This window comes from Clostridium sp. LIBA-8553, from assembly GCF_057782465.1.
In genome coordinates this window covers 866,251-887,318 of the sequence record NZ_CM173489.1, presented here as the reverse complement: position 1 = coordinate 887,318, position 21,068 = coordinate 866,251, and the positions used below count along the sequence as shown (strand labels likewise).

Below are 21,068 nucleotides of genomic sequence, written 5' to 3'. Positions count from 1 at the left end.
TAATATTTAAACACCATTTTATAGTTCTGCCCTTTTCAAGGCATAATATACCTATTTTGGGTATAAAAAAAGAGAGGTCATAAATATTTAATTGCACCTTACGCTTTAGACTACTAAGATTGTCTAACTTAGTGAATATTAGAAATAAAACCGATATGATTGTAATTCAACAATGCAAGACATAGCTGTTAGTTTTATTATTTCTGTAATTTTAGATAAGTCACAAATTATTAGTGAGAAAAAATGAAAGGAGCAACAATAATATATGATAAAAAAATATATGAATTAACAAAAGAAGAAGTAGAATATATGTTAGAGACAGAGTCTAACAAAGAATTAATAAAAGAACAAGTGAATAAATTGCTTAGATAATTTAATTGTAATTGCAATTTTCTATATAATAAAACTGCAATTCTCTATTAAACATTATATAGAAACTTCATAAGTGCATCAAATCAGAATTTAATATTAAAACATATAAAACATTTGTTTTTTTACATAATATTCGTGATATCATTCTATTTATTAATGCAAAACTTGCATTTTTTTAATCAAGCGAAAGATTTCCATCAATCAATTTTTATATCAATTTAATTTTTTTCAATTTTAATTCACAAATACATATATTAAATTAATTTTTTTTAAAAAATATAAAGCTAAATTTATTTTTTTGTGATATACTATATGCTATAAAATGAAATTTCTATTATGCATTTCTTGCATATATTTAATTTAGCAAAATTTTAAACAAATGATTTTTAAGTTATAAACTACTCAAGGGGGCTATTAAACAAATGAAAAAATTAGGACTAGCATTTCAAATTATACTTGGACTTGTACTAGGTATTATAGTAGGAGCTGCTTTTTATGGTAATCCAGTTGTCACTTCATATTTACAACCATTTGGAGATATTTTTATAAGATTAATTAAAATGATTGTCATACCTATCGTCTTTTCATCACTTGTTGTTGGTGTTGCTGGCGTTGGAGATGTTAAAAAATTAGGGAAAATCGGCGGAAAAACAATACTTTACTTTGAGATTGTAACTACATTCGCTATTATAATAGGTTTAGTTGTAGCTAATTTATTTCATCCAGGAAACGGAGTAAACATTAGTACTCTTGCAACTACTAATATTGATAAATATATGAGTACAGCAGAAGCTGCATCTAACCATGGATTTATAGATACATTTATAAATATTGTTCCAACTAATATTTTTGAATCTCTTGCAAAGGGAGATTTACTTCCTATTATTTTCTTTTCAGTTATGTTTGGATTAGGTGTAGCTGCAATTGGAGAAAAAGGAAAACCTGTCCTTGCAATATGTCAAGGTATAGCTGATTCAATGTTTTGGATGACTAATCAAATTATGAAGCTTGCGCCACTTGGCGTATTTGGATTAATAGGTGTAACAGTTTCTAAATTTGGATTAGCTTCATTAATTCCTTTAGGAAAGTTAATAATTACTGTTTATGGTGCCATGTTCTTCTTTGTATTTTTTGTTCTTGGCTTTATTGCAAAAATGGCTGGAACAAGCATTATATCACTTATAAAGCTTTTAAAGGATGAACTTATTTTAGCTTATACTACAGCAAGTTCTGAAGCGGTTTTACCAAAGCTTATGGAAAAGATGGAGAGGTTTGGCTGTCCTAAGGCAATTACATCTTTTGTTATTCCAACAGGATATTCATTTAACTTAGATGGATCTACTTTATATCAATCTATTGCAGCACTTTTTATTGCTCAAATATATGGAATTCACTTACCACTTTCTGCTCAAATTAATTTAGTGCTTGTGTTAATGCTTACTTCAAAAGGTATGGCTGGAGTTCCTGGTGCATCTTTTGTAGTACTTTTAGCAACTGTTGGTTCTTTAGGAATTCCAGTAGCAGGAGTTGCATTTATTGCTGGTATAGATCGTATCGTTGATATGGCGAGAACTCTTGTTAATGTACTTGGAAACTCATTAGCTGTTGTTGTTATATCTAAATGGGAAAATGAATTTAACGCTGAAGAAGGACAAAAATATATTAAATCAGTTAGTGAAATAGCATAATTTTAATTTACTAAATTATGATTTTATTTAATTATAAAAATAGTCTTAGGCAAGTTATATCAATACCTAAGGCTATTTTAATATTAAAAGGATGTCTTTCGCCATCCCTAAAAAACACGTTATGCAAATTAAATCTATTTATTATTAAAATCATTAAATACAAGTCCAGCTTTTTTTATTGCAATAGTTTGAACTTCACTCACTATTAAGCTATGATCTAGCATTTCATAACATTTATCTAAATCATTTTTCTTAATAATGTCTATAAATTCAATAAACTCATTAACCATACGATGCTCATAATTATTTACATTAATTAAAGAACTAGTTCCATCATTCATTAACAATTTAAAATTCTTACAAACATTAGCTGGTGAATCTTGATATATACATCCATTATCCCCTTGAATATTATTTGCAATTGGTGCTTTACAGTCCTTTGCTCCAATACAAACACATTTAAACTTTTTATAGTCTAATATCAATATTCCAGATGTATCTATACCTCTTTCAATATTAGGATAGTATTCAACATTATTTGGCTTTCCAAATAATCCAACTACATAATGAATATTATAAATATTTAAATCCATTAATGCTCCTCCAGAGAAGTTTGGATCAAAGGCTGGTAGTACAACACCTTCTTTAAAACTATCATATCTACTAGAATATTGTGAATAATTACACTGAACGATTTTTATTTCACCTAATTTTGGAAGTAACTCTTTAATTTTTTTATAATTAGGTAAGTATTGATTTGTAATAGCTTCAAAAATAAATAACTTTTTTTCTCTAGCTAATTTATTTAATATTAATGCTTCTTCATAATTTGATGTCATTGGTTTTTCAATAATAACATTTTTATTAGCTTCTAATGCTTTTCTAGAAAATTCAAAATGAAGGTTATTTGGTAATGCAATATATACAGTATCAATATCACTACTTAGCAATTCACCATAGTCATAAAACACCTCCATAATACCATATCTATTCTTAAGTTCATTTAGATTATCCTTATTGCTTTCTCTACCATAAATTGCTGTTAATTCTAAATCTTCTAACTTTGATACAATAGTTAAAAAATCCTTAACAATCATTCCCGCTCCAATAATAGCCAGTTTCATTATTAATCCTCCTATCAATTGATAATTTTATCCTTCTTCAATACTATTATATTTAATATGTCTCATTGTCTTCGATTCAAATCAATTGTTATCTCCTATGTAAAAATATTATACTATTTTTGATAAAAAAATCAGCTTATTATGGATATACAGATAGATTTTATATTTATGAACGTTTAGATAACTTTTCATTTTAAATCAAATTTCCAGCTATCTGATTACTAAAAGTATTAATATTTTAACTTTCAATACAAACTACTTAACTCCTTCCAACAAATATCATGTTATATACTCACTCTAAAAAATTTTAGATTACTATTACTTTTATTTAAATATAAAGATACCCATAGAATAAAAAATTCTATGGGTATCTCATTATAATTTTATTTTAGTAAAAACCTTATTTACTTATGGTGTATTCATATCATTGTCATTATCGTTAGCATTGTCGTTATCTTTATCTCTAATTCTAAAAATTCCCCACATACCGGATTCTATATCCCATCTTATAATACCTGATCTATATAGATAATCCCCTGGTATAGTAGATGCTCCATTTAATAGTTCTATATTAAATACATTTCCTACACTCATAGCTCCTTGAGCTGATATAATATTTGAGAATGGGTCACTTGGTTGTGCTTTCCATTTATGACCATGAAGTACAAAGCAAGTATTTCTAGGTTTATCTCCTGGCATTAGAAGTCTTATAATAACTCTTTCCCCTGGTGAAGCTTCAAATATTGGTGTAGCTGGATCTTTGTGAACATCAGAACTAAATACATCTGCTATAACATTTCCATCCTGTAATCTATTAAAGAATCTTTCTGATCTGTAGTTAAATCCTTTTTCACCTCTATCTTCAAAATCTACTGGTTCAGGTTCTTCTCCTTCTTCCCCACCTTCAACTTCTTGATTAGTCATTATTAACTTACCCTCTTCATCTAAAAGTCTTATTCCATTATGCATAAAAATTACAAATTCTCTAAATTTTTTACTCTTAGATTCAGCTATAGTTACTTGCTCTCCATAAATATTGTCGCTCTCTACTTTTGATCCTTCTGGTTCTATTATTATTGCTCCAAATAAACCATGGTATCTATGATTTCTTATATCTGTAAAAGATGATAATAAGCAAGTTCCGTATTCTTCATCAGCATACCATAAATAAGTTTTACTATCTCCAGGTCTTACAGTTTGTTCTATATTGTTGTATCATACATTTATACCACTATCAGTTATTGGATTAAATCTTAAGAATTGTGGGCTAATTCCTACTCTCATAGATGGTGTAACCTTTTTATCAACTGGTACCCCTGGGAACTTTTGATATGGTATTGGTTTAGTAAAGCAATTAGTTAATTTTACTTTTATACATTCACCCTTTTTAGCTCTTAATATCAATGGAGTTGGTTCCATTTTACCACTTATTATATCATCCTTGTACTCATATGGTACAAATAATAATCCATCAGGATCATGATCTCCAAAATTATTATATTTAATATCTTTTTGTATAGCTGCTATATGAAACTCTCTTACTTTTTTACCTTTGCAGTCATCTATTTCATTATAACAATCCTCTGAATAGCTTATAGGAATTAATTTTTCAGTTTTCTTTTTGTAAACCCTTATTATTCCCCATAATCCTAGCCAAAGATCATCTTGACCTCCAAAGTAGTAAATATAATCTCCTGCTTTATAGTCATCTGTTATTCTTATATTAAATGCCTCTGATATTCCCATTGTTTGAGCTTGAACTAATGGTGACTTTTTATCTGTTATTTCTTTTCTCCATTTCATTCCATTTATATTAAATGCATGTTGTTCTTCTTGGGCTCCATCTAATAATCTTATTACAATTTCTTCTCCAGGATAGGTTTCCAAGATTGGTGTCACTGGATCTTCATGGATTCTAGAACTAAATACATAAGCTGAATCATCATCATTTAGCTTTTTCCCTTTTAGTCTTTCTCTTAATGGCTCACATTTATAATTTATACCCATAACACCTGGGTCATCATGTGATCCTGGAAATGGAGGTTTGTTTAATGGACGTCCTTTTTTATCAAATAGTAATGCAAAATCATGAACAAATAATCCGAATTCTCTAAAAGTTCTACCTGAAGGAGTTTCTATCACAGCTTTTGTTCCATATTTTAGTGGTTCACCTGTTTTAGGATCATAATATTTTGATCCTTCAGGCTCTATTATAAGAGCTCCAAAGACTCCATGTTGTTGATGTGAATTTGGATTAAAATGATCATGGAAAAAACAAGCATTTAATTCTTCATTAGCATAGTATCTTTCTACTAAGGTTTCTCCATAAAAAACAGAATTAATATAATTGTATCCATTTGCACCACCGTCTGAAGCTGTAACGTCAAATTTAACTAAGTGTATATGAAATCCTGCATTATCAGTTAAAGTTTTTAATTGGAATTCTGTTTCTGGCAATGTTTCTGGTAAAAAATTAGTAGTTCTAACTTCTATGCAGTCACCCTTATTAGCTCTTATGACTAATGGCTCTACATCAATACATCTACTTTCTACTCCATCCACATATTTCTTAGCTAACTTTTCTTTATTTTCATCTGTTACCTTGCATCCTGTATATCTTTCTATTTGTTCCTTTGTAACATAAAATCTTCCATATGGGTCATTCCAACCAGCATTGTTATATACTAATTTTGCTTCTAATAAAAATAGTTCAAATACAACATCTGCTTTTTTACATGAACAATTATCTTTTTTATCTGGACAAGGTTGAGTATATAAAGCTCCTCTATCAAAATTTTCTGTAAAGTTAGCTCGCTCCATAGGAGTTGGGCATATTTTATTTCCTCCCTCTTGATTTAGTATTCCTAGAGGTGGTTGCTTTGGTCTCTCCTTAAATTTTCCATCTATAAAATTCGGATATCCTGGATGACATGCATCTTTTTTAAGAGGTGGCTTTCTATCTGGAAGTGGCTGTAACGCTTTTATAATAGTTCCATCTGGATATCGTGCCGGTATGATATCTCCATTTTCAAGTACTACATCTTTACCTGTTTCTAATCTATCAAATACTCTCCATAAACTCCACATTCCTTCATGGAAGTGAGGATATAAATGGCAGTGCCATATATGATCTCCTATAGATCCAGCTAAACTTCCTGCTCCGTGTAACATATCTAGGGTGTAACTTTCTTGAGGACTTATTGATATAGAATCTATTATTGTTGAATCTGGATTGTCTGGCTCTAGTCTCCATTGATGTGTGTGAAGATGGAATACGTGTGTTTCCTTTACGCCTCCGTGTATAAGTCTAAACTTGGAAGGATCTCCTTTATATGCTCTTGGTATAAAAGTTGCTGGATCACCATAGGTCCAAGAACTCATAGAAACATCTTCTCCATCTACCATATGATCATTATGATGTGCTATATCTATTTCATTAATATTATCATCAGAATCACAAGGGTTGCAATACTTGAAACCTTTATCTTTCTCTGGTATAAAACCAGCTCTATTTACCATAGGCTCTGATCTGTAACTTATAGCAGTTACCCCTGTTGGTTGATTAGTATGCGGATCTATTATTGTTTTTCCAAATCTATTTAACATTTCGAGTTCATCATGAAAATATACTGCATATTCTCTAAAGTCTGGCTTATTCGGATTGTGTATATCAGCAAATATACCACTCTTTAGTTCATATCCACTTACAGGATCTGTCCACCATGATCCCTTAGTTTCTACTATAAGTGCTCCAAATAAACCGTGTATATTAGTTCCTTTTTCACTGAATCTAGTATCACCCATATCACTAAAATAGAATATACCTTCTCTATCTGCGTACCATTCATAAGTTATCTCTTCACCGGGACCAACTGTAGAATCATCATTGTAACCTACATTAGCACCATCAGATAATATATTTTTATACTTAAGTCCTTGCATATGAATTGATAATCTTCTTGGTTCATTATGCTTAAACTTTATTCTTACTGTATCTCCAACATTTGCCCTTATTGTAAGTGGCTGAACTTCCTCTGTTGGTTTTGGAAGTGGCTTATTATTTTCATCTTTATTATAAAAATTCTTTAAAGCTTTCTTTTTTACTTTATCTTTATACTCTTTTAATATATACATCAATCCATTTGGATCATGGTCACCAAAAAAATCATATACAATCGGTATAGATAGTACTGTAACATTAAAGGTTCTAGTTTTCTGTTCAGCATTATCGTTCTTCATTTTAATTACCCCTTTGTTTACATATTTTTATACTATATAATATTACATAACATTACGATTGGTAACTCTTTTTTAATATTTATTTATTTTTCCCAAAATATAGAAAATACAAAATATATCTTATGTTAACTAACTTCCTAAAAAACTCAAATTAATATTTATAAATCACTAAAGCTAAAGTAAATTTTTAATATTAAATACTATATTAATAAAAGCTATACTTAAATTAATAAGTATAGCTTTCAAATCAAAATTTATTTCTGATATAAAAATTCTCTATTATTTATGATACAGCTCTTTATATCATTTCTAAAGGAGGTTTATTATATAATTAAATATAAAATTACTTTCTCCTTCACTAACCCAAATCACGTCTTAGATTATTATACCTTCGAAGTGGTCCACTTCATGCTGAATAATCTGTGCAGTAAATCCAGTAAATGTTTCTTTGTGCTTATTGAAATTTCTATCAAAATATTCTACCTCTATTATTTCATATCTAGTCGTTTTTCTGAACCCAGTTAAAGATAAGCAACTTTCTTCTGTTTCATAACTTTTCTCTTTCTTTAATATAACTGGATTCACCATAGGAACTATAATATTTCCTATAGTAAATACTAATATACGCTTTTTTACTCCTATCATATTAGCAGCCATACCAACACAATATTCTAAATTTGCTCTTAAAGTATCCACTAAATCATCAATAACTGCTATATCCTCTTGAGTTGCAGGTTCTGATTTCTTTCCTAAAAATAATACATCTTTAACAACTGGTCTTATCATCTTTATTCCAACCTTTCTAGTTTCTTTACCTAAATAACCTTAATCATATAAATCTTCAATTTATATTGAGATTCTATATACTAAAATTATACTCTATCATAATGACATAATAAAATTATTTATATCCTTAACATAATGTAACATCTTTTAATCTATTTAATATACTATTAGTGAGTAATAACAAATGACAAATAGGAGGTATTTGTTATGTCAGATATGATTTGTAATAGAAGACCTAACCATTGTTGTAATACTAAATGTGATCCTTGCCGTGATAAGAAAGATCCTTGCCGTGACAAAGAAGATCATTGCCATGATAAGGACCGTAAACCTTGTAGAGAAGAGAATAGAGTTGAATTCAGATTTGATGAAAACACTCCAGCCCCACCTACTCCTATCCCTACTACTAACCCAGGTGTAGAATTACTTGCAGTAAGATTTGATGAAGTGGAAAGAGGAGATAGAGTATGGCTAAATGGTGTAATTGCAGTTGATAATACTACTGCTAGTATAATAAGACTAACAATTAGAATTGTTAAAGATTCACCTAATATGACCCCTACTACTATCTACACTTTAACTGTTGAAATTGATGTAAGTAGCGCTGACGATGTAAGTGCAATACCATTTTCACATGTAGATGTTAATAATGCTGATCTTTTTGATGTTAGATATAGAGTTTTTGCATCAGCAAATGCAACTGGATTAGTTTCACAAGGACCTAATACTCTAACAGCACTTAGATTTGAAAGAAAGTAATATACTCTTTTAAATTTAACAAATTCTAACAAACTAACTAGGGACTATATCAAATTGATATAGTCCCATTTATTTATTATTATTTTAGTGGCTAAATTCTTAATATACTTTAATTACTTAAATGCTAATATAAACACTATGAATTGGTCTAACTAAAATTCAAGGTTTTTATTTACTTCTTATGCATATAATAATATAGGAAACATTAACTTTTCTATTTTAAATGGAATTTCTTTTCTAGCTCTTATAAATAATTACTAATCTGTTTAAATCAAATTTTCAAATATCTGAGAATCTTTTAAATAGGCTTCTATAGGAGCACTTCTATATCCTGCAACTTTTAACCAAGCCGTTAGCCATGTTAAAAACATCAAAATACTATTATCCTCTGATTTTATGAATTCATATATTTCAAATATATCCTCATAACTTTTTCCTGGATTATCAGATATTACTCTTTGATTAAGTTTGCTTCCATCTTGGCCAAACTGTGACATCTTTCTGTAAGATCCACAGGTTACTATCATTGAATTTGGTACAATAATAAAATCTGGTTGTTCTTCTACTGGAACATCTCTTAATACTTCAATTATATTACTTTTTAGTGTTTCAGATGAACCTCCATCTCCTCCCCATATAATAAATAATGAATCTTTAGTTCTAGGTGTTGATGGTATTGATTGATAATATCTTCTCATTCGCTTAAATTTTCTGCATTTTAATATTATATCCTCTAATTCTGTATTTGTAAGTTGTGACTTAACATCTATCATTGCATATACAGACTCCGCTAACCAAACTTTACTTTCACTATCTAAAAATAGTGGGGAATTAAACATATGATCTACAATAAGCAACTCTTCTTGATTTGAAAACTCACCATCCATAGAAAGTATAAAACCTAAATCTACCTTAAAAGCCTTAGGTAGATTATCAGTTAAAAAATCCCCTACTATTTCTCTATTTTCACCTACTGATAATTTACGTGTACTAAAACCGATTCCCATATTATTTGCTTTTTTATTAAGTTCCTTGGCTATTAATTCGTAGTATTTAGTTATTGCCATATATACCTCCTATTAATTTTAAATTCCTCTTAATCATATTCATCTTCTTAAAAATTTTCTTTAGTACTACTATTCATGTAATATTACTTATTTTGATTATTTCCTATTTATACCTCTTTTTTACAACTATTTAGTAACATCCATATGGTTAAGACTTTTAAATTATAACAACTAATTTTTCATAAATTTCACAAATACCATACATCCAAATTCTTCTGACATAGAAAATCCAACTTTTTTTATAGAATTATTATAATCACATTCAGTTCTTCTATTAGTTAAATCACTATCAAAATATTTTCTACTTAAATGTATTGCTATGGTTATTACCATATGTTCATTTACATACTCTTCCCACACTCAATCTAACCACAGAATGTAGTTTTATATTTCTCAAACTCTTCATATACTCCTTTATACTCATTTACTAACTCTGAATTTTTCTCAGTTATTGGATTTATTATAGAATGGCTTAACTCATGAAAAATCAAATTACATAAGTCATAATACTTATTAATCAAACTATTATTTCTTATTAAGATATTTAAATTGTATGAAGCTACAAAAATAAAAGTTTTTTTAGATTTTTACAGCCGAAAGTCAAACTTAAAAGTATTTATATAATGAAGGGAATTTTAACATATAAATATATAAATTTTTTAGGTGTTATTTTGGGAGGGAGAATCATGAGCTTCACTTATTTAAGATTTAATGAAAAAAAGGCTTTAGAAATGGAATTAGATTCAATTATAAAAATACTAAGATATTTTTTTAATTTTATACGAATAGTAGTTATGCTTAAAAGAGAAATTGAAGATCACTTTGCTTATTGGATGTAATATGAAAAATCTTTAGAGAATGTACCAATCTTAGAGATTAAAAGTAAGGATGCTTTTAGAAGAATATTAAGGAAACTGTGGAATACTAAGATATTAATTTTTAGGTTGCTTAAAAGTGGAGAAATCTATACTTTTTATAGAATTGGAAAAAGGTATAAAAAACTTATTTTTCATAATAAACAGATGAAAGAAAAGGATTAAACAACACATAGGGAGGATTATGCAAAAAAGCAGTCGGCTGAAAAGCACAGCGGTATCAGCTCATATGCGGAACCCCGTTCTACTGAAAAGCTGAACCAAAATATTAATCTATTAAAAAATAATATATATATATACTTCTGCAATCCAGTACTTAAATGAGAAAATAATAAATGACTATAAAAGAGCTTTTCATTAAGTTAGGGTTTAGAAATTTACAAGGAAATATGAAAAAAATAAGATAAGCTAATTTTAGCCTATCTTATTTTTAGAAAGATATTTATTTTCTAATACATTAAATTTATACTTATTTTGGTCGAAACCTATTTCATAAAAAATATTAACCTAATCGAAAGCGAAAACCAAATATAGTTATGACCAAAATCGGAATTAAAATAACAATAAGTCCCAATAATACAATAACTGTACGAACTTTTTCCTCACTTTTTAAGAATTTACACAATCCTCTATATATTAATATTCCAATTAAGCCACCTAAACAATTAAGAATAACATCATCAATATCAGCAGCACCAAGCCCAAAAATAAGTTGAAATATTTCAATAAACAAGGCAATGAAGAATACAATCATTGTGTTTATCCATATTTTTTTATTTTTCTTTAATAATTGCAAATAAATTCCTAGAGGGACGAGCAATATGATATTTCCGAATATATTGCTTGCAACAATAATTTTAGAAACGTTCAGCGTACCTGACAGATAGCTGTATATAGTGTGAAATGGTATTACATTAGTGCTCCTAATATACTCTCTGTTTGAGCTGAACAATTCTAATGGTGAAACATACTTGAAAATCAACGCATAAGAACACAGAAAAGCATACAGCAAAAGAAAAACTCCAAACAGCATAAAGGAGTTGAATTTCTTCATCTTCTTCATTTGACTTTACCTCCGTCAAATTCTAATTTATTTCCTAAATATAAAAATATTTTCTATTCATTAAGTCTATATATTAATATTATATTTTTTCTTAATAACACCATCAATATTCTATCATCTTAATATACTAATAATCTTATCTAAATTATATAATACTATCTAAATTCAATACACTCATTCAAATATTTCTTAACATAAAAGAAGCAGTAAAAACTGCTCCTTAAAATTATACTAATTTAGAATGTCTTTATACTTTTCTTTTTTTATTAAACTTACCAACATAAATATAGAAATTATTAATAGCACTCCATAAGAAATATGGATAATATATTTAGGTTTCCAAAGTACTGTGATATTAAACATACCTAATTTCATTAAAAATGCTATTAATCCACCTAATATTGGAACTTGAACTCCTATTAATGACACATAATTGCTTACTTTGCTACTTACAAATAATGATAAACTTGCTACTATAAAAGCTACAATATACATAAGAATTATTGATAAAATAATATATTCTCCAAAAGTTAAATCAAACCAATATATAGTTGATGAAAACTTTGAATTTATGCTACAATTCCAAAATTGAAGTGTATTATTTTCAGCATATAAAGCAAATAATCCTCCTATCTCAATAGTTGCCATTAAAAATATAATAATCATTGATGCTATTATCTTTTTGCTAGCTATTTTTCTTCCTAATTTAGAACTACACTGAAGAAGGTTTACTTTATTTTTATTATCTCTTAAAAATATTGGTGATATTATAAAAGCTATACTTATAACTAAAAGTATTGAAAAATTTGATATTAAATTATTATAATTATCCATAACTTCAAAAGTTAATACTGAATTAATTTCAGCACTATTTTCAATTTCTTTTATTCTTTCCTCCATTTTAGGAGTATTATTGTCTGTTCCATAAATCATATCTCTATAATAAGAAATCATAGACTCTCTAGCTTGTAATTCCCAAAATAAATACTGATGTTCTTCAAACATAATTCTTGAACTTAATGCATTTAGTTGTTCATTTTCGCCCCTATACTCAAATCTTTCTTCTTGTAATTTTTTATAAGAATCTATTCCTAGTTTCTGTGCATCCTTGTCATTAATTAAATAATCATCTGCTTCCTTTTCCCTTAAAGCTGTTTCTTTTTCAAACTCTTTAAATTCATCTTCTTCAATAGTTGTTCCATATTTTTTAATCATATCTACACTTAAATCAAAACTTTGTGTTTCTGGATATCCATTTGGAAAATTTTTAATCCAAAATCCTATAAACATTTTAGATATTATAAAAGTTATTAATGCTAAGACCAAAATAGTCTTTACCGAAAACATTTTTTTTATCTCATTTATTATTACCCTCATTATCTTCTCCTTTTATATTGTTCAGTATTTTAAATTTATATTTTATATAGACTCCTTTTTAAAAAGCCTTATTGATAATAAACTTAATATACCAATAATAAAACTATTACTTATTAAAGTTATGTCAACATAATGCTTACTTCCTATTAGAGGGCCACCCTCCATTAACCACCATTTTGGATTTAATGATAAAACAAACATGTTAAAATTGCTGAATACTTTTAATATAGAGTCATTTTTAAATATTCCTGTTAACATGAATAAAGCTCCAAATAAAATAAAAAATACGAAAAATGACTTATAGCTGCTCTTTAATAAAGAACCTACTACAAATGCTAATCCCGCTGATAAAAGACCTAATGTGAATACTATTCCTATTGAAATCATAAGATACTCTTTAACATTTAAGTTATACCATGATAAGAATGGACCAGATTCTTCAGCATTAAAAGCTGAACTTATAGGTACATTCCATACTTCACTGTAGTCAAAAATATTAAAGTAAGTTATTAGGGTTATTCCTAAAACAATTGTAGTTACTAGTATGGAAAATACTAACCCAACCTGTAGCTTGTCCTTTATTATTCTACGTCCTCTTTTAGAAGCTACAACTAAACCTAAAGTTTTATTCTCTCTTTCATAATTAACTAAGAAAACCATTCCTAAAACCACAATAATCATTATTTCCATTATGCAAGCCTTCATTATATTTCCAAATAAAAGACTATGTGTTTTATAGTTTAATCCTTGAAAATATAAATTTTTATGCTCTCCATTAGCTATTAATTCTTCAAACCTTTTTTCAAAGTTCTTATAACTATTTTCTATAAAATTAGCAGCGTCTCCTGTTAATCCATACATGGATATACCTTTATTAGCCAACTCACCATAGTCTATACCTTCAATTTCTGAAATAGCTATTGGAATCTCGTTTTTATACATGTTTAAAAGACTCAAGCTATTAATAATCTCTTTGTCTTCATTTGAAAAAGCATTATTTGCATAAATATTTTTTTTGAATTCATCACTTTCTAAAAAGTCGTTTATAGAAGTGTACGTTTTATTAAACTTTCTAGTTGTCATTTCATTTAATTCTTCTAACTCTAATTCATATTTATAAGTCAACTTTTTAAGCATACTATCATCAATCTTATAACCTACATCCCTTATCAATTCATTTGTAAGTTTTAATGGTTCCCTTATATCTAAATTGTTATACATAATCATTAAATTATAAATTAAGAAAACTCCTATAAGTATTATAAAAATAGGATTTCTATAAAGCTTTTCAAATTCTCCCCTTTTCACATCCATATAATCCACTTAACCCCTTCTATTTTTCCTCATCAAGATATTGATATAAAAAAATATCTTCTATATTTGGAATAACTCCTATCCACATATCTTTGTTTTTATGATTATCATTTTTATCTTCATTTATAAACCTAATCTTAACCATACCACCTTCCTGTTTTTCTGAAAGTACAATATTATTTTTCCTAAAGTCTAAACTTTCTTGAAAACTCATTGTTGTTTCATAAACCATTCCATTTAATGTATTGCATATATTTTCGATTGAATCCTTAAATAATACCTTATGGTCCTTGATCATTATTACTTCATTTGATATAAATTCAATATCTGATACTATATGAGTTGAAATTATTACAATTCTATCCCTAGATAAATCACTTAAAAGATTTCTAAACCTTACTCTTTCCTTTGGATCTAATCCAGCTGTAGGTTCATCTAATATTAAAATCTTTGGATTATTAAGTAATGCTTGAGCTACACCGACTCTTTGAATCATTCCTCCTGAAAACTTCTTCATTTTTTTATTAGCTACATCTTCTAAAGCCACAAGTTTTAATAACTCTTTTATTTTTTCTTTTGCTTTATTCTCTTCTATTCCTTTTAATGCAGCTAAATATAGCAAAAATTTTGTTGGAGTATAATTTCTATAATATCCAAAATCCTGAGGCAAATATCCTATCTTATCTCTATATTCGTCATCTAAGGAAATAATATCTGTACCGTTATATAAAATCTCTCCTTTAGTAGGAAATATAAGTGTAGTTAACATCTTAATCAAAGTTGTTTTTCCTGCTCCATTGGGTGCCAAAAGAGCATATACTCCATTATTAAATTCTAAATTTATCTCTTCAAGTGCTAAAAAATCTCCATACTTTTTGCTTACATTATTAACGACTAACATAAAATCTCTCCTCTTCTTTTCCATCTATAACTTATTAGATTATTTAAATTTTTCACATAAAAAACAATACAAATTATTGAAATAATTAAGTGAATATAAATTGGAACTTTATCAAAAAAAACAATATAATATTCATTATTTCCAACACTTAATAATAGATTGCCTATAACCCATAAAACAACTATTCCAATTTTCATAAACAACCCTTTAAAATTTATTAATGAATATAAAAATATTGAAGAAAATAAAAACAATCCTGTAATTGATATGATTATTGTTCTAATAGAATTTATATCTTTGTTATAATAAGCAGCTATCAATATAATCATTGTGTTTATAAAAACACTACCAATACTAAAAATAAACATTCTTAAAGCTGATAATTGATATAAATTATATTTACAAGTCATTTCTAACTCTAAAACTCCTTTTAATTTTGAGTTATAAAAAGAAAATAAAACTACTCCTAAATAAATTAAAGGAGATCCAACAAATACTAAACTATATAAATTTTCTATATTTTCACTGCTTGAATTAAAAATAGTGAAAGTTAAAATTATAGCACCTACTATAGTTATAATTAAAAGTTCACTTTTATCATGAAATATATTTCGTAATCCTAGTTCCTTAATTGCATTTTTTAAATATGTAAAGAAGGATACTTTAGGCTTAACTCCTAAAGTTACTATTTCATCTAAATCTCCCAAATCTATATCTGGTATATCAATATCTAAATCAATATTAAAAATATCAAAATCTATTTCATCTACAGATATATCTTCTTTATTTTTACTCTCTTGATGGCTTGTCCTACTTTTGCTATTAAACTCTCTTTCCAAACTCTTTTTGTTTAAATCCTCCTTATTATTCACAGATTTTCACCTCCAATACCTTCTTTATTTTTTTAATGGTAGTATAATATCTAGTTTTTACAGTTGATTCTGATAGTTCTAACAAAGCTCCAATCTCAAAAAACGTCATATCTCCAAAGATTTTAAGTCTAAATATTTGCTGAAGGTTTGCATTTAATGTATTTACTATCTCCATAACCTCATTAACTCTTTCCTTGAATTCAAAACTTTCTTCTAGATAATTTTCTTGTCCTACTAAGCTTTCATCAAACTCATCAACTATAGTTGAATATTTATAATATGCAGACCTATAATTATCTATTATCTTATTACTGGCAATTTTATAAAGCCATGTTCTAAATGATGCCTTTTCTTCATTAAATCCTTCAATTGATTTAAGCATAGAAATAAATATTTCCTGAGTTAAGTCTTTTGATAATTCCTCATTTCTTGTTTGCTTAAAAACATAATAAAATATTTCTTTATAATATAATTTAATTAATATCTCTGCTGATTTTTTATCTCCTCTGTTCTTTAAAAGCTCTATTAACTTATTTTCATTAATCCTAACTCACCTCCCCTTATTTGTTGTTATCTATTTAACTTTTTCAATATTTAACTATGTCTTTCGTAAATATTTATCTTTTGATTTTTCTTAAGACCTAAATGAAATTTTAAAATATAATCTAATATTATAACTTTTTAAACCTCTTTACATTTCTATATTCGTATTATTTACAAAAATAGTTTTAACTTTTTAAAAAAAATTATAAAAATTTTATCTCTGTATATATTAACTATAAACTTCATAAAAATTCACATAAAAATATTATTGCATTTTAAATATTTATTAGCTTTATATGTTTAAAACATAAATGCTCTAACATCGATATACAATAATTCATTTAATATTTCTTATTTATTAATACTTCTCATAAAATATCAGCTTAACATAAAGAAAAAGGTATAGAATTCAATCTATACCTTTCTTGTTATGTATGTGATAATACTGGGAACATTAATTTTTCTGTTTTGAATGGACTATCATTTTTAGCTCTTATAAATAATGTAGTATCCTCTTCATTTACTAAACTCTCTTCATAAAAATCTGTATTATTAGTCGTAAAACCAAAAACTACCTTATTAGTTTCCTCTTTCATTAATATATTAATGACCTTATCTAAATCTATTTCTTGTGTTAATAAAAATAAGCCACAAGCTAGATAGCTTATGACTTATTAAATCTTTATTCATTTGATTTTAATGCATCAATCATATTAACTTTTCTTAACTTAACATGCATAAGTATCATAACTATTACTGTAAAAAGTATAGTTATTAAAGCTGAGAATATATAACTAGTTACATATATCTTAGGGGACATCATCATTGTGTCAACTTCTGATGTTCTTATTATAAAGGCATGTAACATCCTTCCTAAGACTGAACCTGCTAATATTCCTAATAAAGTCAATATTATATTCTCTCTTAGGATATACATAGTAACCTCATCATCAAAGAATCCAAGAACTTTTATAGTTGATAATTCTCTTATACGCTCTGATACATTTATATTGTTTAGATTGTATAAAACTACAAAAGCTAATGATCCTGCTGATAAGATTATTACTAACATTACTACATTCATGTTAGCTGCTGACTCTTCTGTTGTCTTTTCTATTTGTGATGTCATTGTTACATTTACGACATTTTCACATTCCATAAGTTTTGAAGAGACTTCATCTTCATTAATTTTATCTTTATCAAAGTTTAAAAGGTCTGTATTGTATACAGGTTTCTCTCCAAATACTTTTTCATAATATGATGGTGACATATACATTGAATGCATAAGGTAATTTTCAGCTATTGCCTCTACTTTAACATCATGAGGATTATTATCATCATCCTTAAATGTTATTGTATCTCCTACAGATACACCTAAAAGTTTTCCTAATTTTTCACTTATTACAACGCCCTCATCTGGTACTTCATATTTCTCACCTGAAACTCTATCATTTAACACTATAAATTGATCTAATTCATCTTTATTTTGTGGCACATAAAGACTAACTGTTTGCTTGTTCATGCCTTCCTTGCTAAATGTTACTGATTCTTGGTGCATTCTTAAGTCATTTTCATATCCAGGTAATTCTTTTAAAGTCTCATTGTACTTTTGAATCTCTGCCTCTGTAGGATTATCACCAAAGACTACCATAGTTTCATATTTCCATAACTTATCAAATTGTTTTTCTACCATTCCACTATTTGAATCCTTAAGTCCAAATCCAGTAACAAGAAGTGCCATACATCCAGCAATACCAAAGATAGTCATAAGCATACGCTGTTTATATCTGAAAAGATTTCTAAGAGTTACTTTCTGATTAAAGTTCAATCTTTTCCATAACGGTGTAATTCTCTCTAATAATATCTTCTTCCCTAACTTTGGAGCCTTTGCTCTCATAAGATTAGATGGCTTATTTTTAAGTTCAACTCTTACAACAAATAAGGCTGCTCCAACTGTACATAGTATTGATATTACTAAAGCCTGAATTATATAAGCTGGATAATAATAAGTCTTTATATCTGGCAAACTATATACACTTGTATAAGCATTACTGATTATATTAGGTAGAATACTACTTCCAACTAAGATTCCCAGTATGCATCCTAATACACTTGCTAAGGCTGCATATATTGTAAATTTTAAAGATATTTGAAAATCACCATATCCTAAGGCCTTCATAGTACCTATTTCTATTCTCTTCTCCTCTACCATTCTTGTCATTGTTGTTAAACAAATTAAGACTGCTACTATAAAGAAAAATACTGGTAATACTGATGCAATACTATCTAAACTATTAATTGAATCCTTATATCCTGAATATCCCGGATTATCAGTTCTATCAAATACATAGTAGTTACACTCATTTAAATCATCTAAAGTTGACTTCTCTTTTTCTTCAATTTCTTTTCTTCCCTCAGCTAGCTTTTCCTTATTTTCTGCTATAGCCTTTTCGCCCTCTGCTAACTTTTCTTCTGATTCATCTAACTTAGTCTTTGCCTTATTAAGTTCTCTTTCTCCTGTAACTTTTCCCTCTTCAAGAGATTTTTTACCCTTAGCTAATTCAGCTCTACTATTATCTAATTGCTTTTGGGCTTCTTCAAGCTTAGTTTTCCCAGCATTAAATACTGCTAATTGATTTTCATACTGTAATTTTCCTTCTTGATATTTAGTAATTCCACCTAATAATACTTGTAATTTTGAAGTATTATCATTAATTGATTTAACACTTTCATCTAAGGAAGTAGCAATTCCCATAGCAATATTTTTATTTTCAGGATTTTTTTCTAACCCATCTATTGCTCCATTTAACTCATTTGATCCTAAATTAGATATTATTCCTTTCCAATACTGGATTTTCTCAGTAGGTATTGGTTCATTTTCTAGAAGGTTTTTAACTGTATTTTTTATATCATTAGAAAGTAAAGTCATTGTTCCAGATAATTTTTTAAGATTATCTACCTTACCTTCTAGTTCACTAGTACTTTCATCTGGATTAATTCCCTGATTTAAAAATTCTTGTCTACTATTATCAAGGGTAGCCTTAGCCTTATTTAACTGACTTTCTCCCTCTTGGATATTTGCCTTTTGTTTATTAATCTCAGCTTGCCCTTCTGATAGTTTCTTTTCACCAATTAGAATATTTGCTTCTCCATCTTTAATGCCATTTTCAAATTCTAACTTCTTCTCATTATATTGTTTTTTACCCTCTGCTAACTGTGCTTTTCCCTCTTGTAATTCTTTTTCCTTATCTAAAAGTAGCTTTTCATTCTCATTTAACTCCTCATAAGCCTTGTCAAATTCCTTTTGAGCCTCTGCTTTTACCTCTTCAACTCTCTCTATTTTTCTATTTGAATATAAATTCTCAAGATATTTATTGTTTTCTTCCATTAAGTCTTTATATTCATCACTATAAGCATTAAGTCCCTGTACATTCTTAAATCTTACATATATTTCAGTGTAAGCATCCATTTTTATATCAGAACTATTTAATACTCCAAAATAGTCAATAGTACCTTTTCCCACAGGGGTTGTTCCCCTTGATTCTTTTTCAATATAAATTGGACTTTTCACAACTCCAACAATTTTAAACTTATTCTCCTTAAAGTTCTTAATTGTATCTTCATCAGTGTCAATTACAAACTCATCACCGATTTTTAAGTCCTTGTTTAATTTAAATGCTCTTTCATCTAAAGCTATTTCACCACTTTTTTCTGGTAGTCTGCCTTCTAAAACAACAAAATCGTTTATATTATTTTTACCATCATACTCCATGAATCTCACTACATTACTCATGTTAGTAAGATTGGCATCTATACTATGAGTACCCCAATAATCTAATATTTTGTCATTATCCTTAAGTAAATCTAAATCTTTATCCGTTAATCCTAAGGTTGATACAATCTTGCTGTCCATAAGATTTTGCTCACTATAAAAATTATTTATAGTCTTGTTCATATCAGGTCCAGCTGATTTTATTCCTGAATAAAAGGCAACTCCCAAAAAGATAATTACCATTATAGAAAAAAACCTTGCCTTTGATGATAGAATTTCTCTTACTATGGATTTTTTATATGACTTCATCTAAAAC

At 27.7% G+C, this 21,068-nt stretch carries 19 protein-coding genes; 4 read left to right on the top strand and 15 right to left on the bottom strand.

Features of this window, described 5'->3' with window-relative positions; genetic code table 11:
* The first annotated feature begins 243 nt into the window (after nucleotides 1-243).
* Nucleotides 244-372 carry a hypothetical protein gene (locus tag AC2JAQ_RS03760; protein WP_488457973.1) on the top strand — a complete coding sequence of 43 codons (129 nt, stop codon included), beginning with the start codon at nucleotides 244-246 and terminating at the stop codon, nucleotides 370-372.
* A 422-nt stretch (nucleotides 373-794) separates the two neighbouring features.
* Nucleotides 795-2,060, top strand: a complete 1,266-nt coding sequence (locus tag AC2JAQ_RS03755) for a cation:dicarboxylate symporter family transporter (RefSeq protein WP_488457972.1) — start codon at nucleotides 795-797, stop codon at nucleotides 2,058-2,060.
* 134 nt (nucleotides 2,061-2,194) lie between these two features.
* Here AC2JAQ_RS03755 and AC2JAQ_RS03750 read toward each other — a convergent pair whose 3' ends face one another.
* The 4 genes from AC2JAQ_RS03750 to AC2JAQ_RS03735 form a co-directional block, all read right to left on the bottom strand.
* Nucleotides 2,195-3,184 carry a Gfo/Idh/MocA family protein gene (locus AC2JAQ_RS03750; protein WP_488457971.1) on the bottom strand — a complete coding sequence of 330 codons (990 nt, stop codon included), beginning with the start codon at nucleotides 3,182-3,184 and terminating at the stop codon, nucleotides 2,195-2,197.
* Nucleotides 3,185-3,592: 408 nt separating this feature from the next.
* Nucleotides 3,593-4,153, bottom strand: a complete 561-nt coding sequence (locus AC2JAQ_RS03745; protein ID WP_488457970.1) for a hypothetical protein — start codon at nucleotides 4,151-4,153, stop codon at nucleotides 3,593-3,595.
* 246 nt (nucleotides 4,154-4,399) lie between these two features.
* Nucleotides 4,400-7,423, bottom strand: coding sequence for a multicopper oxidase domain-containing protein (locus AC2JAQ_RS03740; RefSeq protein ID WP_488457969.1), 3,024 nt, complete (start codon nucleotides 7,421-7,423; stop codon nucleotides 4,400-4,402).
* A 375-nt stretch (nucleotides 7,424-7,798) separates the two neighbouring features.
* Nucleotides 7,799-8,209, bottom strand: coding sequence for a peptide deformylase (locus AC2JAQ_RS03735; protein ID WP_488457968.1), 411 nt, complete (start codon nucleotides 8,207-8,209; stop codon nucleotides 7,799-7,801).
* A gap of 207 nt (nucleotides 8,210-8,416) precedes the next feature.
* Between AC2JAQ_RS03735 and AC2JAQ_RS03730 the strand changes: the two genes are divergently transcribed.
* Nucleotides 8,417-8,968, top strand: coding sequence for a hypothetical protein (locus AC2JAQ_RS03730; protein WP_488457967.1), 552 nt, complete (start codon nucleotides 8,417-8,419; stop codon nucleotides 8,966-8,968).
* Between the two features lie 266 nt (nucleotides 8,969-9,234).
* On the opposite strand, the gene AC2JAQ_RS03725 is transcribed toward AC2JAQ_RS03730, so the two are convergent.
* The 3 genes from AC2JAQ_RS03725 to AC2JAQ_RS03715 all read right to left on the bottom strand — a co-directional run bounded on the left by AC2JAQ_RS03725 (nucleotide 9,235) and on the right by AC2JAQ_RS03715 (nucleotide 10,604).
* Entirely contained in the window at nucleotides 9,235-10,035 is an 801-nt protein-coding gene (locus AC2JAQ_RS03725) for a DUF6602 domain-containing protein (RefSeq protein WP_488457966.1), read from the bottom strand.
* A gap of 171 nt (nucleotides 10,036-10,206) precedes the next feature.
* Nucleotides 10,207-10,395 carry a DUF4932 domain-containing protein gene (locus AC2JAQ_RS03720; protein WP_488457965.1) on the bottom strand — a complete coding sequence of 63 codons (189 nt, stop codon included), beginning with the start codon at nucleotides 10,393-10,395 and terminating at the stop codon, nucleotides 10,207-10,209.
* A gap of 5 nt (nucleotides 10,396-10,400) precedes the next feature.
* Nucleotides 10,401-10,604, bottom strand: coding sequence for a DUF4932 domain-containing protein (locus AC2JAQ_RS03715; RefSeq protein ID WP_488458770.1), 204 nt, complete (start codon nucleotides 10,602-10,604; stop codon nucleotides 10,401-10,403).
* A gap of 117 nt (nucleotides 10,605-10,721) precedes the next feature.
* On the opposite strand from AC2JAQ_RS03715, the gene AC2JAQ_RS03710 reads away from it, so the two are divergent.
* A complete protein-coding gene (locus tag AC2JAQ_RS03710; RefSeq protein WP_488457964.1) occupies nucleotides 10,722-10,874 on the top strand; it encodes a hypothetical protein in 153 nt (50 codons plus the stop codon).
* Between the two features lie 538 nt (nucleotides 10,875-11,412).
* On the opposite strand, the gene AC2JAQ_RS03705 is transcribed toward AC2JAQ_RS03710, so the two are convergent.
* The 8 genes from AC2JAQ_RS03705 to AC2JAQ_RS03670 all read right to left on the bottom strand — a co-directional run bounded on the left by AC2JAQ_RS03705 (nucleotide 11,413) and on the right by AC2JAQ_RS03670 (nucleotide 21,061).
* Nucleotides 11,413-11,973, bottom strand: coding sequence for a VanZ family protein (locus AC2JAQ_RS03705; RefSeq protein WP_488457963.1), 561 nt, complete (start codon nucleotides 11,971-11,973; stop codon nucleotides 11,413-11,415).
* Between the two features lie 231 nt (nucleotides 11,974-12,204).
* Entirely contained in the window at nucleotides 12,205-13,350 is a 1,146-nt protein-coding gene (locus AC2JAQ_RS03700; protein WP_488457962.1) for a hypothetical protein, read from the bottom strand.
* A 42-nt stretch (nucleotides 13,351-13,392) separates the two neighbouring features.
* The gene (locus tag AC2JAQ_RS03695; protein ID WP_488457961.1) at nucleotides 13,393-14,664 is read right to left on the bottom strand and encodes a hypothetical protein; all 1,272 of its coding nucleotides are present in this window, start codon (nucleotides 14,662-14,664) and stop codon (nucleotides 13,393-13,395) included.
* A gap of 19 nt (nucleotides 14,665-14,683) precedes the next feature.
* Nucleotides 14,684-15,565 (bottom strand): ABC transporter ATP-binding protein, encoded by an 882-nt coding sequence (locus AC2JAQ_RS03690; protein WP_488457960.1) that lies wholly within the window; start codon nucleotides 15,563-15,565, stop codon nucleotides 14,684-14,686.
* Entirely contained in the window at nucleotides 15,559-16,437 is an 879-nt protein-coding gene (locus tag AC2JAQ_RS03685) for a hypothetical protein (protein WP_488457959.1), read from the bottom strand. The genes AC2JAQ_RS03690 and AC2JAQ_RS03685 overlap by 7 nt, the downstream gene beginning before the upstream one ends.
* On the bottom strand, nucleotides 16,430-16,963 hold the full coding sequence (locus AC2JAQ_RS03680) for an RNA polymerase sigma factor (protein ID WP_488458769.1): 534 nt from the start codon (nucleotides 16,961-16,963) through the stop codon (nucleotides 16,430-16,432). Before AC2JAQ_RS03680 ends, AC2JAQ_RS03685 begins: the two co-directional genes overlap by 8 nt.
* Before the next feature lie 445 nt (nucleotides 16,964-17,408).
* Entirely contained in the window at nucleotides 17,409-17,576 is a 168-nt protein-coding gene (locus AC2JAQ_RS03675; protein ID WP_488457958.1) for a hypothetical protein, read from the bottom strand.
* 86 nt (nucleotides 17,577-17,662) lie between these two features.
* On the bottom strand, nucleotides 17,663-21,061 hold the full coding sequence (locus AC2JAQ_RS03670) for an FtsX-like permease family protein (RefSeq protein WP_488457957.1): 3,399 nt from the start codon (nucleotides 21,059-21,061) through the stop codon (nucleotides 17,663-17,665).
* Nucleotides 21,062-21,068 lie beyond the last annotated feature (7 nt).

What these genes read in the sequence shown, in the direction of transcription:
- AC2JAQ_RS03750 (WP_488457971.1), bottom strand. Translation starts at nt 3,184, where the DNA reads ATGAAACTGGCTATTATTGGAGCGGGAATGATTGTTAAGGATTTTTTA.
- AC2JAQ_RS03670 (WP_488457957.1), bottom strand. Translation starts at nt 21,061, where the DNA reads ATGAAGTCATATAAAAAATCCATAGTAAGAGAAATTCTATCATCAAAG.
- AC2JAQ_RS03675 (WP_488457958.1), bottom strand. Translation starts at nt 17,576, where the DNA reads ATGAAAGAGGAAACTAATAAGGTAGTTTTTGGTTTTACGACTAATAAT.
- AC2JAQ_RS03705 (WP_488457963.1), bottom strand. Translation starts at nt 11,973, where the DNA reads ATGAAGAAGATGAAGAAATTCAACTCCTTTATGCTGTTTGGAGTTTTT.
- AC2JAQ_RS03725 (WP_488457966.1), bottom strand. Translation starts at nt 10,035, where the DNA reads ATGGCAATAACTAAATACTACGAATTAATAGCCAAGGAACTTAATAAA.
- AC2JAQ_RS03740 (WP_488457969.1), bottom strand. Translation starts at nt 7,423, where the DNA reads ATGAAGAACGATAATGCTGAACAGAAAACTAGAACCTTTAATGTTACA.
- AC2JAQ_RS03745 (WP_488457970.1), bottom strand. Translation starts at nt 4,153, where the DNA reads ATGCATAATGGAATAAGACTTTTAGATGAAGAGGGTAAGTTAATAATG.
- AC2JAQ_RS03755 (WP_488457972.1), top strand. Translation starts at nt 795, where the DNA reads ATGAAAAAATTAGGACTAGCATTTCAAATTATACTTGGACTTGTACTA.
- AC2JAQ_RS03690 (WP_488457960.1), bottom strand. Translation starts at nt 15,565, where the DNA reads ATGTTAGTCGTTAATAATGTAAGCAAAAAGTATGGAGATTTTTTAGCA.
- AC2JAQ_RS03710 (WP_488457964.1), top strand. Translation starts at nt 10,722, where the DNA reads ATGAGCTTCACTTATTTAAGATTTAATGAAAAAAAGGCTTTAGAAATG.
- AC2JAQ_RS03695 (WP_488457961.1), bottom strand. Translation starts at nt 14,664, where the DNA reads ATGGATGTGAAAAGGGGAGAATTTGAAAAGCTTTATAGAAATCCTATT.
- AC2JAQ_RS03700 (WP_488457962.1), bottom strand. Translation starts at nt 13,350, where the DNA reads ATGAGGGTAATAATAAATGAGATAAAAAAAATGTTTTCGGTAAAGACT.
- AC2JAQ_RS03735 (WP_488457968.1), bottom strand. Translation starts at nt 8,209, where the DNA reads ATGATAAGACCAGTTGTTAAAGATGTATTATTTTTAGGAAAGAAATCA.
- AC2JAQ_RS03730 (WP_488457967.1), top strand. Translation starts at nt 8,417, where the DNA reads ATGTCAGATATGATTTGTAATAGAAGACCTAACCATTGTTGTAATACT.
- AC2JAQ_RS03760 (WP_488457973.1), top strand. Translation starts at nt 244, where the DNA reads ATGAAAGGAGCAACAATAATATATGATAAAAAAATATATGAATTAACA.